The sequence below is a fragment of the Amycolatopsis sp. NPDC051071 genome (assembly GCF_040682875.1).
Classification (GTDB): Bacteria; Actinomycetota; Actinomycetes; order Mycobacteriales; family Pseudonocardiaceae; genus Amycolatopsis.
In genome coordinates, this window is sequence record NZ_JBFBBY010000001.1 from 122,103 (window position 1) to 136,447 (window position 14,345).

General features: G+C 67.0%; 14 protein-coding genes. 5 read left to right on the plus strand and 9 right to left on the minus strand.

Features of this window, described 5'->3' with window-relative positions:
* Positions 1-61 precede the first annotated feature (61 nt).
* The 4 genes from AB0M65_RS00595 (at position 62) to AB0M65_RS00610 (ending at position 4,338) form a co-directional block, all read left to right on the plus strand.
* A complete protein-coding gene (locus AB0M65_RS00595; RefSeq protein ID WP_364019164.1) occupies positions 62-1,132 on the plus strand; it encodes a CoA ester lyase in 1,071 nt (356 codons plus the stop codon).
* Positions 1,129-1,983, plus strand: a complete 855-nt coding sequence (locus AB0M65_RS00600; protein WP_364019167.1) for a CoA ester lyase — start codon at positions 1,129-1,131, stop codon at positions 1,981-1,983. Before AB0M65_RS00595 ends, AB0M65_RS00600 begins: the two co-directional genes overlap by 4 nt.
* Positions 1,984-2,561: 578 nt before the next feature.
* Positions 2,562-3,689, plus strand: coding sequence for an AAA family ATPase (locus AB0M65_RS00605; protein WP_364019170.1), 1,128 nt, complete (start codon positions 2,562-2,564; stop codon positions 3,687-3,689).
* A complete protein-coding gene (locus tag AB0M65_RS00610) occupies positions 3,682-4,338 on the plus strand; it encodes a DUF4276 family protein (protein WP_364019173.1) in 657 nt (218 codons plus the stop codon). Before AB0M65_RS00605 ends, AB0M65_RS00610 begins: the two co-directional genes overlap by 8 nt.
* A 47-nt stretch (positions 4,339-4,385) precedes the next feature.
* Here AB0M65_RS00610 and AB0M65_RS00615 read toward each other — a convergent pair whose 3' ends face one another.
* Genes AB0M65_RS00615 through AB0M65_RS00650 form a run of 8 tightly spaced genes read right to left on the minus strand, consistent with a single transcriptional unit; the run spans position 4,386 to position 12,741 of the window.
* A complete protein-coding gene (locus AB0M65_RS00615) occupies positions 4,386-5,765 on the minus strand; it encodes an amidase (protein ID WP_364019176.1) in 1,380 nt (459 codons plus the stop codon).
* Positions 5,766-5,815: 50 nt separating this feature from the next.
* A complete protein-coding gene (locus tag AB0M65_RS00620) occupies positions 5,816-6,574 on the minus strand; it encodes an SDR family NAD(P)-dependent oxidoreductase (RefSeq protein ID WP_364019179.1) in 759 nt (252 codons plus the stop codon).
* Positions 6,571-7,992, minus strand: coding sequence for an aldehyde dehydrogenase family protein (locus AB0M65_RS00625; protein WP_364019182.1), 1,422 nt, complete (start codon positions 7,990-7,992; stop codon positions 6,571-6,573). The genes AB0M65_RS00620 and AB0M65_RS00625 overlap by 4 nt, the downstream gene beginning before the upstream one ends.
* Entirely contained in the window at positions 7,985-8,758 is a 774-nt protein-coding gene (locus AB0M65_RS00630) for an ATP-binding cassette domain-containing protein (protein WP_364019185.1), read from the minus strand. Before AB0M65_RS00630 ends, AB0M65_RS00625 begins: the two co-directional genes overlap by 8 nt.
* A complete protein-coding gene (locus tag AB0M65_RS00635; RefSeq protein WP_364019188.1) occupies positions 8,755-9,501 on the minus strand; it encodes an ABC transporter ATP-binding protein in 747 nt (248 codons plus the stop codon). The genes AB0M65_RS00630 and AB0M65_RS00635 overlap by 4 nt, the downstream gene beginning before the upstream one ends.
* Positions 9,498-10,310, minus strand: a complete 813-nt coding sequence (locus AB0M65_RS00640) for an ABC transporter permease (RefSeq protein WP_364019191.1) — start codon at positions 10,308-10,310, stop codon at positions 9,498-9,500. Before AB0M65_RS00640 ends, AB0M65_RS00635 begins: the two co-directional genes overlap by 4 nt.
* Entirely contained in the window at positions 10,310-11,254 is a 945-nt protein-coding gene (locus AB0M65_RS00645; RefSeq protein WP_364019194.1) for an ABC transporter permease, read from the minus strand. The genes AB0M65_RS00640 and AB0M65_RS00645 overlap by 1 nt, the downstream gene beginning before the upstream one ends.
* Positions 11,251-12,741, minus strand: a complete 1,491-nt coding sequence (locus tag AB0M65_RS00650) for an ABC transporter substrate-binding protein (RefSeq protein ID WP_364019197.1) — start codon at positions 12,739-12,741, stop codon at positions 11,251-11,253. The genes AB0M65_RS00645 and AB0M65_RS00650 overlap by 4 nt, the downstream gene beginning before the upstream one ends.
* Before the next feature lie 60 nt (positions 12,742-12,801).
* Here AB0M65_RS00650 and AB0M65_RS00655 point away from each other — a divergent pair, with 60 nt between their 5' ends.
* Positions 12,802-13,545, plus strand: a complete 744-nt coding sequence (locus tag AB0M65_RS00655; RefSeq protein WP_364019200.1) for an FCD domain-containing protein — start codon at positions 12,802-12,804, stop codon at positions 13,543-13,545.
* A gap of 193 nt (positions 13,546-13,738) precedes the next feature.
* On the opposite strand, the gene AB0M65_RS00660 is transcribed toward AB0M65_RS00655, so the two are convergent.
* On the minus strand, positions 13,739-14,341 hold the full coding sequence (locus AB0M65_RS00660) for a class F sortase (RefSeq protein ID WP_364019203.1): 603 nt from the start codon (positions 14,339-14,341) through the stop codon (positions 13,739-13,741).
* Positions 14,342-14,345 lie beyond the last annotated feature (4 nt).

The window sequence follows — 14,345 nt, forward strand, 5'->3', positions numbered from 1 at the left end:
TCCCCACCTTCCGGGTTTAGGGTTACTCGTCGGTCACATAGTCCGTTGCGATGGAGGAACGATGCGTTCGCCGAAGGATTTCTTCGCCCCGCTCGCGGTGGGGGCGCCGGAACCGCTCCGCCAGATCCCCGTGCCTCCTTCGCGGATGATCCACTTCTTCGACCCCGGTAACGAGAAGATGGCGGCCAAGGTCCCGGATCTTGCCAAGAAGGTCGACGTCCTGCTCGGGAACCTCGAGGACGCGGTGCGCGCCGACCGCAAGGAGGCCGCGCGGAACGGGCTCGTCGCCATCGCCAAGGCGAACGACTTCGGCCGGACGCAGCTGTGGACGCGCGTCAACAGCCTCGACTCGCCGTGGGTGCTCGACGACCTGATCACGCTGGTCACCGAGATCGGCGACAAACTCGACGTGATCATGGTGCCGAAGGTCGAAGGCGCACAGGACATCCACTACGTCGACAGGCTGCTCGCGCAGCTCGAAGCGCGGGCGGGGCTGACGAAACCGCTGATGGTGCACGCGATCCTCGAGACCGCCAGCGGCGTCGCGAACGTCGAAGAAATCGCCGGGGCCAGCCCCCGGATGCAGGGCATCTCACTCGGCCCGGCCGACCTGGCCGCGAGCCGCCGGATGAAAACCACCCGGGTGGGTGGCGGGCACCCCGGCTACCTCGTGCGCACGGACCCTGCCGGGGACGACCTGAACGAGGGACGCACGACGTATCAGCAGGACCTTTGGCATTACACCGTCGCGCGGATGGTCGACGCCTGCGCGGCCAACGGGATTCTGCCGTTCTACGGACCCTTCGGCGACATCCGCGACGTCGTGGCCTGCGAAGACCAGTTCCGCAACGCGTTCCTGCTCGGCTGTGTGGGCGCCTGGAGCCTGCATCCCGTGCAGATCGACATCGCCAAGAAGGTGTTCTCGCCTTCTCCCGAGGACGTGGCGTGGGCGCGGCGCGTGATCGCCGCGATGGGTGACGGCACCGGCGCCGTGATGATCGACGGGAAGATGCAGGACGACGCCTCGGTGAAGCAGTGCCGGGTGGTCGCCGAACTCGCCGACGCCCTGGCCGCCGACGACCCCGAACTCGCCGCCGCCTATGACGCGGCCGTCAAGGAGGCTTCCGAATGAATCCCCGACGTTCCGTCCTGTACATGCCGGGCGCCAACGAAAGAGCACTCGAAAAGGCCAAGACGCTCGACGCGGACAGCCTGATCCTCGACCTCGAAGACGCCGTCGCGCCCGACGCGAAGGAAGCCGCTCGTGAGCGGGTTTGCGCTGCCGCGTCGTCGAAGGAGTACGGCAAGCGCGAAGTGACCATCCGCGTCAACGGCCTCGACACCGAATGGCACGACGCCGACCTCCGCGCCGCCGCGCAAGCCGGTCCCGCCGCGATCGTGGTGCCGAAGGTGAACTCGGCCGCCGAGGTGCACAACATCGAGCGTGCGCTGGAACTCGGTGGCGCACCCGACCACACGAAGATCTGGGCGATGGTCGAAACCCCGGTCGCGATGCTGCACGCCGAGGAGATCGCGGCGGCGTCCGAACGGCTGACCGTGCTGGTGATGGGCACGAACGACCTGGCGAAGGAACTGCACGCCGAGTTCGTCCCCGGCCGCGCGCCGCTGCTCGGCGGGCTCTCGCTGGCGCTGCTGGCCGCGCGGGCGACCGGCAAGGCGATCCTCGACGGCGTCTACAACGACGTGAAGGACCTCGAAGGCTTCGAGGCGGAATGCCTGCAGGGACGCCAGCTCGGCTTCGACGGCAAAACGCTGATCCACCCTTCGCAACTGGAGCCGTGCAACCGGATCTTCGCGCCGTCCCCGGAGGAGATCGAGCGGTCGCGGAAGATCATCGCGGCATTCGAAGAGGCGAAGGCTGCCGGGCAGGGCGTCGTGACCGTGGACGGGCGGATGATCGAGAACCTGCACGTGGACAACGCGCGACGGATACTGGCGCTGTCGGAGGCGATCGGGGGCTAGCCGGGACGGGCGGCCAACAGACGTCTCGCGGACAGATACCGCCAGAAACCGAAACTCAGCTCGGCGATCACCTTTCCTGGCGACGGTGACGTACTCGCGGCACAAGGACGTGGGAAGATCGTCGTCGCTCGGAAGACCCAGTGTGGCTTCCCGGCCGCGACTGCGTGACCCAATGCCCGGCCTTAGGCGTTGCGCAGGACCACTTCCAGGTGGGAGAGGTCATGATGGAAGGCGGCGGATACCGCTGTGTTCCATTCGTACAACCGTATGGCCGGCTCTCGGTCCTGGTTCGCCGCCTGCAAGTAGACCACGAACCTCGGCCTCGGCAGCCAGGTCTCGATCCAATCCCCTGCGCGAGCGCTGGTCACTCTGATAGCTCCTCTGCTAAAATGGCCGACGAATAGCCCCGGATGGTCCCTGACCTGTCGGTCATGTCACCGGGGCTTTGATCTTTCTGTTGCCGGTCGGCAAAGTAACGCCCTTCGCGGAGCGCAATCAGATGTCGAATCGCGCGATGGAGTGACTTGCACGAACCGGTGAATCGGCAACTTTCCCGGACGATTGCCTAAGCTGTGCGCATGACCCGACAGCAGCTGACGTCTATCGAGATCGAGGGGTTCACCTCGATCCGTTCGGCGCGCGTCGAACTGGGTGCGATGAACGTGCTCATCGGCGCGAACGGCGCGGGCAAGAGCAACTTCGTCCAGGCCTTCGAGCTTTTGGGCAGGATCAGCGAAGACCTGCTGAACCTGTTCGTGGGACGTAACGGCGGCGCGTCGGCGCTGATCAACGACGCCGCGGACACCCTGCGGATCAGCCTCAAACTGGAGTCGCCGCCCAACAGCTACCAGGCTCTTCTGGCGGCGGCACCCGGCGAAGAACTGATCTTCGACGAAGAGGTCATCTCGTACCACGGCCCCGGCCACGGACAGCCCTGGACGAGATCGATCGGACGCGGACATCGGGAAAGCCGTCTCAACGACGTCGTCGAAGAGCGCGGGAGCAACTCGGTGGCTTCGCACATCACCGAGCTGCTTCAAGGCTGCCGGGTCTATCACTTTCACGACACGAGTGTCGATGCTCCGGTGAAGCGGCTGGCTCCGACCGCGGACAACCTGGCCCTGCGCGCGGACGCGGGCAACATCGCCGCGGTGCTGCTGCGGCTCCGTGACAGCGAAGACCGGGCGGACAAGGTCGCGTATCGCCGGATCGTCGGCGCGATCCGCCTCGTCGCGCCGTTCTTCCGCGACTTCGTCCTCCAGCCGGACAGCACCGACCGCATTTTGCTTCGCTGGCAGCAGCAGAATTCCGAAACCGTCTTCTCGGCGAATCAGATGTCCGACGGGACCCTGCGTTTCGTCTGCCTGGTCACGTTGTTGCTCCAGCCGGAACTTCCCGCGCTCGTCGTGCTCGACGAACCGGAACTCGGTCTGCACCCGTTCGCCATCGTCCAGCTCGCGGATATGCTTCGGGTGGCTTCCACGCGCAGTCAGGTCTTGATCGCGACCCAGTCGGTGACCTTGATGAACCAGTTCTCCGCGGATGATCTGATCATCGTCGAGCAGCGAAACGGTGACTCTGTCTTCACCCGGCCCAACAAGGTCGCGCTGGAAACCTGGCTCGACGAGTACTCACTCGGCGAACTCTGGGAAAAAAACATCATCGGCGGTCAGCCGGGATCGTTGGGCAGCGTTCTCGATGCCTGAGCTGAAGCGTCTACACCTGTTGGTGGAAGGCCAGACCGAGGCGACCGTCGTCCGTGACCTGCTCTCCGGACACCTTCAGCGTCAGGGCTGGTTCGTCACCTACTCGACGGTCCGCACTCAAACGGCGGCGGTGACCCACCGCGGCGGTGTCACCTCCTGGCCGAAACTGCATCGAGAGATCAAGGAACTGCTCGCCAGTCCACGTCTCACCGTGCTGACGACCTTGTTCGACTACTACGGCTTCCCGCCGGACGCGCCGGGAATGGCAACCCGGCCGACGGGTATCGCCACCGGCAAAGTCGAGCACGTCGAGGAGGCGCTGCGAGTGGCCGTTGGCGATCACCGTTTCGTACCGCATCTCGTGCAACACGAGCTGGAATCCTGGGTCTTCGCCGCTGGTGATCAGCTCGCGTATCTTCGTGACGACCCGGAACTGGCCGAGCGGATCAAGCAGGACTGCGCTGAAGCCGGTGGCCCGGAATTGGTCAACGACGACCCGAGGAACGCGCCCTCGAAGCGCCTCGCCAGGTACTGCCCCGGCTACGTGAAGACGCTTGAAGGGCCGCTAGCGATCGCCGAGCTGGGTATCGAAGGCCTGCAGGCCACATGCCCGCACTTCGCCGCCTGGCTGTCGCGATTAGTCCTCTAGTTGCGGTGGTTGCGTGTGCATCTATCGCAACCAGAGGACTAATCGCATCAGGGCCAGGGGCGTGGAGTGGGGCGAAGGGTTTCGTAGGCGGCAGCGGCGCGAAGGACGTCGAGGTCTGCGAAGCGGCGGCCGCTGATCTGAAGGCCGATGGGCTGGTCGTCGCTCGTGTGGCCGCAGTTGATCGAGACCGCGGGCTGGCCGGACATGTTGTACGGCACGGTGAACGCGATGTGCTCGAACGGACGGCGTGGGTCGTTGGTCGGTGAGGGCCAGGCCGCGGGCGGGGCCGAGACCGGGCAGGTCGGCGACAGGACGACGTCGAAGCGTTCGGTCTCGCGTAGGGCCGCGACGGCGATGGCGTCGATCTGCGCGAAGCCGCGATAGGCATCGACACCGCTGACGTCGGCGCCGCCGGCGGCCCAGTCGGCGATGTACGGCAGGACCTTCGCGCGGCGTTCTTCGGGCAGCGCCGACATGTCCGACCAGGCTCGGACGCGCCAGAAGGTGTCGAGGCCGTCGAGCATTTCGCGGCGCAGGAAGGGCGAAACTCGCTCCACCACCGCACCTGCGGCTTCGAAGGCCCGTGCGGCCTCGGTGACCGCCGCGAGGATTTCCGGCGACACCGGTAGCCCGACGCCCGGATCCAAATGCAGCCCGACCCGCAGCCCCTTGACGTCGGCGGATAACGAAGTCCAGTCGAGCGAGGCGGGCGGCAGCGAAAGGTGGTCACGACTGTCCACACCGGACAGAACGCTCATCAGGAGTGCGGTGTCGGCGACGGTCCGTGTCATCGGCCCGGCGACGCGGCCGAGGAACGGCGGATCCACCGGCACCCGGCCGAAACTCGGTTTAAGCCCGACCAAACCACACCAGCCGGCGGGCAGCCGGATCGAGCCGCCGATGTCGGTGCCGACGTGCAGCGGGCCGTAACCGGCGGTGGCCGCCGCACCGGCACCGGCGCTGGAACCGCCGGGCGTGCGCGCGGTATCCCACGGATTCCGCGCCGCGGTGTGGAAACTCGACAGCCCGGACGTCAGCATCCCGTAGTCCGGCATGGTCGTCTTACCCAGCAGGACACCGCCGGACTCGCGCACGCGTGCGCCCGCCGGGGCGTCTTCGGGCGCGGGTGCCAGTGCGGTCGCCGCCGTGCCGAGCGGGACCGGGGTGCCGCGGGTCGCGATGTTCTCCTTGAGGGTCAAGGGAACGCCGTCGATCGGGCCGAGCGGTTCCCCCGCGTGCCAGCGGCTCTCGGATGCCTTCGCGTCTTCACGCGCGCCACTCGGGTCGTACGCGTACAGCGCGTGCAGTTCGGGTTCGCGCGCCTCGATGCGGGCGAGAACCGCTTCGGTGACTTCGACCGGCGACAACGTTTTCGCGCGGTACTGGGCGACCAGTTCAACGGCGGTCAGTTCAGGCAACTCCGGCACAGCGAGGCTCCTTAGTGGTTGGTTTCGCAAGGCCTTCCGAAACCGACCACTTAGGTCGCGGGCGGTTCGAAGCGGCCGTCTACCGCGGTCCAGCCGCCGTCCACCGCCATCACGGAGCCCGTCACGAACGACGACGCGTCCGACGCCAGGTAGACGACGGCGCCGGCGAGTTCGTCCGGACGCGCCCAGCGGCCGAGCGCGCCCTTGGTCGCGTAGGCGTCGTACCAGCCGGGATTCGCTTTGATCTGCGCGGTGAGCGGGGTCTCGACGACGCCGGGTGCGATCGCGTTGACCCGTACCCCGGCCGGGCCGAACTCCGCGGCGGCCGTGCGGAACAACTGCACCAGACCGGCTTTCGTCGCCGCGTACGGGCCCTGACCGGGCTCGACGGTGGTGCCGCGGATCGACGAGAACCCGATGATGCTGCCCCGGCCGCGCTCGACCATCCCGGCGCCGAACGCGCGGACGACCTCGAACGTCGCACCGAGGTTCAGCGCGATCACCCGGTCGAATTCCTCGCGCGAGTACTCCAGCAGCCGTTTGCGCACGTTGGTCGCGGCGGTCAGCACGACGACGTCGATCTCGCCGAGTTCCGCAGCGGCCCTGGCCGCGGCGCCGTCTTCCAGCAGGTCGATCTCGTACGTCTCCCCCGCGCCGGTTTCCTTGGCTGCGACGACATCGCGGTCCGCGACGATCACCTCGGCGCCGTGCGCGGCCAGGGCCCGCGCGGCTTCGCGGCCGATGCCACTGCCGCCGCCGAGTACGACGGCCCGCCGTCCGTCGAGCCGGAACAGGTTCTCGTAACTCAAGGTCGCAGCACCGCCATTCTCGTCACGGTCAGTTCTTCGACCGCGAACCGCGGCCCTTCCCGCCCGATCCCGGAGTCCTTCACACCGCCGTACGGCATGGTGTCGGATCGGAAACCAGGCACCTCGTTGACCACGACGCCACCGACCTCCAGCTCGTCGAGCGCGCGGAACGCGGTTTTCAAGGAAGTACTGAACACGGAAGCGTGCAAGCCGTAGCGAGACGCGTTGACCGCGTCGAACGCTTCGTCCACTCCTGCCACAGTCCGGACGCAGACGACCGGGCCGAAGATCTCCTCGTCCCAGCATTCGAGGCCGTCGGGCACGCCGAGCAGCACCGCCGGACGCAGCACTGTGCCGTCCACCCCGCCCCCGATCACCCGCGCACCGGCCGAAGTCGCTTTGTCGACCCACTCCTGAACGCGTCGTGTGGACGCCGCGTCGATCAGCGCCGAGACCCGAGTCTTCTCGTCACGCGGATCCCCGGTGACGACCTCGCCGAGCCGCGCCAGCACGCGTTCGGTGAACTCCTCGGCCACCACCTCGACGACCAGCACCCGCTGCACCGAGATACACGCCTGCCCGGACGCGTAGAAGCCACCACGCAGCACGGCATCCGCGGCCGCGTCGAGATCCGCGTCCTGCGCGACCACCAGAGCGGCGTTGGAACCCAGCTCCAGCAACGTCTTCGTGGGCGCGGCGGCGCGCGCGATGCGGTGCCCGACCAGCGCGGATCCGGTGAACGACACCGCACCGACGCGCCGGTCGGTGACCAGCGCCGAGCCGACGGCCGCGTCACCGGTGACCAACTGGACCATCGCGGGCAGGTCGGTCAGCGAGCGCACCAGACGCACGAGCCACAACGTCGCGAGCGGCGTCTGAGGCGCGGGTTTCACCACCACCGGGCAGCCTGCCGCGATGGCGGGCGCGATCTTGTGTGAAGCCAGCAGAAGCGGATAGTTGAACCCGGCGATGCCGACGACGACACCGATGGGCTTGCGCTTCCAGAACCCGACGAGCCCGTCGCCGGACGGCAGCAGGTCGAGCGGCACGGTCTCCCCGTGCAGGCGCGAGACCTCTTCGGCGGCGGCCTGCCAGGTCACGATCGTGCGGGCGACCTCGACGCGGCAATCGACCAGCGGCTTCCCGGTCTCCAGGACCAGCAGCCGCTCGAAATCCTCGCGCCGCCGTTCCAAAGCGGCGGCGACGTCGTTCAACAGCGTGCGCCGAGTACGCGAAGGCAGGGCCGCGACCTGCTTGAACACCGCGACGGCCTCGTCGATCGCGCGTGTCGCCAGCTCCGGCGTCCCGACCGGCGCCCGGCCGATCTCGCTTCCGTCGTACGGAAAAGACACCGGCTCGGTGTCCACTGTGGATATCCAGCCGTCGCCGATCGGCAGCCCTTCTGGGTGCTCAAGCATCGTCGCCTCCCCGCAACCGCGCCAGCTCGGCCCGCAGATTCGGCGCGGCCGCCAGCAGTTCCCTGGTGTACTCGTGCTCCGGCGCGTCGTAGACCTGGTCGACGTCACCCATCTCGACGATCTCCCCACGCCGCATCACCGCGACCCGGTCGCAGACGTGCCGCACCACGCCGAGGTCGTGCGAGACGAAGATCAGCGTCAGCGAATACAGCTCGACCAGCGACGCGAGCAGGTCGAGGATTTGTTTGCGCACCGAGACGTCGAGTGCGCTCACCGGCTCGTCCGCGATCAGGACGCTCGGGTTCGGCGCGAGTGCCCGCGCGATCGAGATCCGCTGCCGTTGCCCGCCGGAGAACTGGTGTGGATAGCGTCCGGCGGCGTCTTCGGGCAGGCCGACCGCGTGCAACAATTCCTTGACTCGCGCGGGATCCCGGCGTCCCAGCGGTTCGGAGATGATGTCGCGGACGCGCATCCGCGGGTCGAGCGAGCCCATCGGATCCTGGAAGACAATCTGGAGTTCCGACCGCAGGAAGCCGAGTTTGCGCTCCGGGAGCGTGTCGACGCGCTTGCCCTGGAACGAGACGCTGCCCGCCGTCGGCTTGTCCAGCGCGGCCAGCAGTCTGACCAAAGTGGACTTCCCGGAGCCCGACTCGCCGACGATTCCGAAGCGCTGACCAGCATCGACGTCGAAGGACACCCCGCGCAACGCATGGACATCGCGGCGAGTGTAGTAGTGGCGTTCGAGGTCCCGCACTTCGATCATCATCGGCTCGCCTCCAGATCCGAAGCAGCCAAAAGCTTCTTGGTGTACTCGTGCTTCGGCGCGGTGAGGACGTCGCGCGTGGTGCCGGACTCGACGATCTCGCCGTCCAGCATCACCAGCACCCGCTCACACACCGACGCCACCACGGCGAGGTCGTGCGTGATGAACAACAAGGCACTCTCCCGCTCACGAACGCCGTCGAGGATCAGCTCCAGGATCCGCGCTTGCACGGTGACGTCCAAAGCGGTCGTCGGCTCGTCGCAGATCAGCAGTTTCGGGTTGTTGGCCAACGCGATCGCGAGGACGACGCGTTGCCGCTGGCCGCCGGACAGTTGATGCGGATACGCGCGGGAAGTCCCTGGCAGGCCGACGGAATCCAGCAGGTCCGCCGCCGCCGCACGGTGCTTCCCGCCGTCGCGATGGATCCGCATCGGCTCGGCGACCTGCGCGCCGACCCGCATCGCCGGATTCAGCGCTGTCATCGGTTCCTGGAACACCATCGACAGGTCGTTGCCACGCAGCCGCGACAGTTCCCTTTCCGGTGCGCCGAGCAGTTCGCGACCGTCGAGTTTCACCGAGCCGGACGCGGCGAGTTCTTCAGGCAGCAGTCCCATGATCGACAACGCCGTCAACGATTTCCCGGAACCGGACTCGCCGATCAGCCCGACGCGCTCACCACGCGCGATGCCGAACGAGACACCGCGGACCAGGTCCGCGATCCCCAGGCCCTGGACTTCCAGTGTCATAGCCGCGCCGCCAATCGGGGGTCGAGACGATCGCGGAGGCCGTCGCCGAGCAGGTTGAAGCCGAGAACGGCGATGGCGATGGCGACGCCGGGTACGAGCGCGAGCCGCGGGTGCAGGGTCAGGAACACCTGGGATTCCTGCAGCATGCGACCCCACGACGGCGTCGGCGGCCGGGTCCCGAACCCGAGGAACGACAACGCCGCTTCGGCGAGCACGGCGATCGCGAACGACACCGAGGCCTGCACGATCAGCATTCCGAAGATGTTCGGCAGCACATGGCGCGCGGCGATGTTCAGCCGCGAACGCCCGGCCGACCGTGCGGCCAGCACGAACTCGCTGCTCATCACCTGCAGTGTCCCCGAGCGCGCGATCCGCGCGAAGGACGGGATGGTCGCGATGCCGATCGCCACCATCGCGGTCAGTGTGGTGGCCCCGAACACCGCGCCGAACATGATCGCCAGCAGCAGCGCGGGGAACGCGAGCACCAGGTCGTTGGCGCGCATGACGAACTCGCCGAGCCACCGCGACGACATACCCGCGAGGATGCCGAGTGGTGTTCCGATCAGGGCGGCGATCCCGACCGCGACCACGCCGACGTACAGCGTCGTCCGCGCGCCGACCATGAGCTGGCTGAGCACGTCGCGGCCGAAGCTGTCCGTGCCCAGCGGATTGGCGCCGCTGAAGTCGTGCAACCGGTTGGGCGCGTCGACGCGTACCGGGTCGAACGGCGTCCAGACGAAGGAAAGCAGTGCGGCGAGCACGATCAGCGCGACCAGGACGGCACCGATGAGGAGACTGCGATTACGCATCAGGAACCCCGCAGTCTCGGGTCGAGCACCGTGTAGAGGACGTCGACCACGAAGTTCACCAGCAGCACGCCGACCACCAAGACCAGCACGATCCCCTGCACGGACAACAAATCCCGCGACGCCACCGAGTCGAGCAGCATGCTTCCCAGACCCGGCAACACGAATACACGCTCGACGACGACCGCGCCGATCAGCAGTGTCGCGAGTTGCAGGCCGAGCACCGTCACCACCGGAACGGCGGCGTTGCGCAGGCCGTGCCGGAATAACGCCGGGAACGGACGGAGTCCTTTGGAACGCGCGGTGCGCAGGTAATCCTGTCCGAGTGTGTCGAGCACCGCGGACCGCACATAGCGGGTGAGCACCGCGCCTTGCACAAGTCCCAGTGACAACGCCGGAAGGACGAGGCCGCGCAGGAATTCGCCGGTGTCCTGCACTGGCGGCGTCCAACCGCCGGAAGGCAGCCAGCGCAACTGCACCGCGAAGATCTGCACCAGGATGATGCCGGCGAGGAACGCGGGGATCGCGACACCGATCTGCGAGAGCCCGGAAACCGCGGTGCCGTCGGCCTTCCGGTGTCGTACCGCGGCGAACGTCCCGGCCGGGACGGCGATCAGCAACGCCACCAGCATCCCGGCGCCGACCAGCCACAACGTCACACCGAGCCGGTCGGCCAGCGCCGGGCCGATCTCCTCGCGCGTGACGTACGAGCGGCCGAAGTCGCCTTGCAGGACACCGCCGATCCAGTCGAAGTACTGCGTCACCAGCGGCCTGTCGATACCGAATTCGGCACGGGTCTTCGCGACCAGTTCCGGAGTGGCGTTGACGCCGAGCGCGACCTGTGCCGGATCGCCGGGCAGCACGGCCATGAACAGGAACACCACGATGGACGCGACCAGCACACTGGCCACGAGGATCGCCAGACGGCGAAGGACCCTGACCGTCATCGCGGCGCCAATCCTGTGAGGTCGAAGGACTCGCTGACCTGGTTGCGCACGAACCCGGTCACCTTGTTCTTCGCCACGATCACATTGGGGAACAGGAAGAGCCAGTCCGCCGCGGCGTCTTCGGACAACCGCCGCGCGACCTGCCGCATCGCGTCGATCTGCTCCTGAGGCGTTCCAGCGTCGGCCTTCGCCAGCTCCTGACCGGCGGGCTTGCTGTCGTAACCCCAGTAGTACTTCGGCTTGCCGAAAGTGACGATGTCGCGTGCCTCGACGTGCTGAATGATCGAGAGGTCGTAGTCACGGTCGGTGAAAACCTGCTTGAGCCACACCGCCGGGAAATCCAGTGGCTCGATCGTCACGGTGACCCCGACGTCCGCCAGTTGCGACGCCACCACCTGCGCGGCGGACACGGCATATGGCAGGTTCGGAATCCGCAGCCGCAGTGACGGATTCGGCTGTCCCGCCTCGGCGAGCAGCGCTTTCGCCTTCGCGGGATCGAACGGGTAGGCCTGGGAGAGGTCCTCGTACCAGGGGTCCGTCGGCGGGACCATGCTGCCGATCAGCGTGCCGCGCCCCGCCCACGCGGTGTCGAGCAAGGCTTTGCGGTCGATGGCGTAGGACAGCGCGCGCCGCACGCGGACGTCGTTCAGCGGTGGGCGCGCGTTGTTGAACGCGAGCGTGACCTCACTGTTCGTGGTGCCTTCGACGACGGTGAACCGGTCGTCGCCCTGGAACTGCGGGATCGAATCCGGCACGGTGATCGCGGAGATGACGTCGATCCCGTTGCTGAGCAAGGCGTTGTTGAGCGCCGTCGGATCTTTGATGTACTTGAGGACCACCGTGGAGTACGCCGGTTTCCGGCCCCAGTACGCGGGATTCTCCTTGAGCACGATGGAGTCGCCGCGCCTGCGCGAAGAGACGGTGTACGGGCCGGTGCCGATGGGCTTGTTCGCCAGATCCGCGACGCCGGTGGGGGTGAACATCGCGCCGAGCCTGCTGGTGAGGCTGAACAGCCAGCCGTTACTGGGTTTCGTGAGCACGACGCGGGCGTGATCCGGCGCCACGACGTCGACGCGATCGACAACGTCCATTGTGGACTTGATCGACACCGTCCAGTCGGTTTTCACCCGCAGCAGCGAGAACTTGACGTCCTCGGCGGTGAACGGGGCACCGTTGCTGAACTTCGCGCCGTCACGGAGCTTGAAGTCGTAGGTCTTGCCGTCTTCGGAGGCTGTCCACGATTCGGCCAGCAGTGGCACGATCTTCCCGTCCGCGTCGAGTTTCACCAGGCCCTCGTAGACGTTGTAGAGCAAGGCCTGTGGGATGGCGGCGCCGTCGGTGCGGGTGAAGTCGAAGTTCGCGGGTTCGGCGGTGTACCCGACCGCGAGGGTGCCGGGGTCCTTGGCGACGGTGGCACTCGAACCGGCGGAGCAGCCGGACGTCACCAGCAGCAGAGCGAGTGCCGCCGCGTGGATCCGGACTTTCATCCTGCCCCCTGACCGGTAGACTGGTCTGACCAGTAAACCAGACGAGACGGCAGGGTCAAGATGGAATTCGAGCCGGTCTCCCCTGTCCGCGCGTACCAGCGTGTCGTCGAACAAATCGAGGAAGCCGTGTTCAGCGGCCGGATCAAACCGGGCGACCGGCTGCCGAGTGAACGCGAACTGATGGTGCAGTTCGACGTCGGCCGCTCGACCGTGCGGGAAGCACTGCGAGTACTGCAGGCAGCGGAAATGATCCGCTCACGCCCCGGCGATCCACGCGGCCCCGAGGTCTTGGCCGCCTCGCCCGCCGCACTGCGCCGGTCGATGCACCGGCTGGCGCGCGCCGACCACATCGGCCTTTCCGATCTGCTGCAATTCCGCATGGTGCTCGACGGTTCCGCACATCTGCTCGCCGCGCAGCTCAGGACCGAAGACCATCTCGCGGAACTGGACGCGGCACTGGCGGCGATGCGGACGGGCGTCTCGAAGGGCTTCGCCGAATTCAGCCACGCGGACGTCGCGTTCCACGAGGCCATCGCCCGCGCGACCGGGAATCCGCTGCTGGTGATCAGCGGCGAGGTCGTCCGCGGCGTCGTACTCGAACTCATCGAGGACAAACTGGAGCACGCCGACGACCGGACCGCGTTGATGCGCACTTGGCTGGCGCATCACGAAGAAGTACTGGACGCGATCCGGGACTCGGACGGCGCGCACGCGTCGCGGCTGGCGAAGCAAGCCCTGTATGACAACTACGCCGATTACGTCCCCGAAGAACAACGTCATCTCCTGCTGCCGCTTCTCGCGTAGCTCGCTCACGGGTGTTGCGAAGCCGCCTTCGCGAGAGATCTGGTTTCGCGGCCGCGGGATCCGGCGCCGTGTCGCGGCTGCAGCGGGGCTTTCGCAGGTGATCCGGGCTGCCGACCCCCAAAGTAGTGAAGGCCTCCTTCCCAACCTTGACGGTAGGGAAGAAGGCCTTCACGGACTATCGGCAGTGCGTAGGTCAGGCGACCAGGTTCGCGTAGACGATGATGTTGTCCTTGTAGCTGTGTTCTTCCTTGTCGAAGACACCGCCACAGGTGATCAGCCGCAGCTGCGGCTTGTCGGTGTTGCCGTAGACCGCGTCCTCGGGGAACTTGTCCTTGGGAACCTGGTCCTTCTTCTCGACCACGAACTTCAGGCTCTTGCCGTCGCTGCGGTCGACGATGATCTCGTCGCCGGGGCTGACGTCCTTGAGCTTGTAGAAGATCCCCGGCTGCTTGTTGCCGTCGACGTGCCCGAGCACGATCGCCGGGCCGACGTCACCGGGCACCGGCGAAAGCTGGTACCAGGCGGCCTGCATCGGTTTCTTCGCCGAAGGGACGGCCATCTTGCCGTCCTTGTTGACCGCGACCGCGATCAAATTCGACTCGGCGCCGATCTTGGGGATCTTCACGTTCGTCGGACGGGTGCCGTTGAACGGCTTCGTGACCGGGACGGTCGATTCCGGCGGCGCCTGCTGTGCGGCGGGCGCGGGATCGTCGGTACCGCAACCGGTCAGTGCGAGGGAAAGGATCAGGGCGGCCGCGACCGCGCGGCCGCCCTTCCTCAGAAACTTCGTCGACATTCGA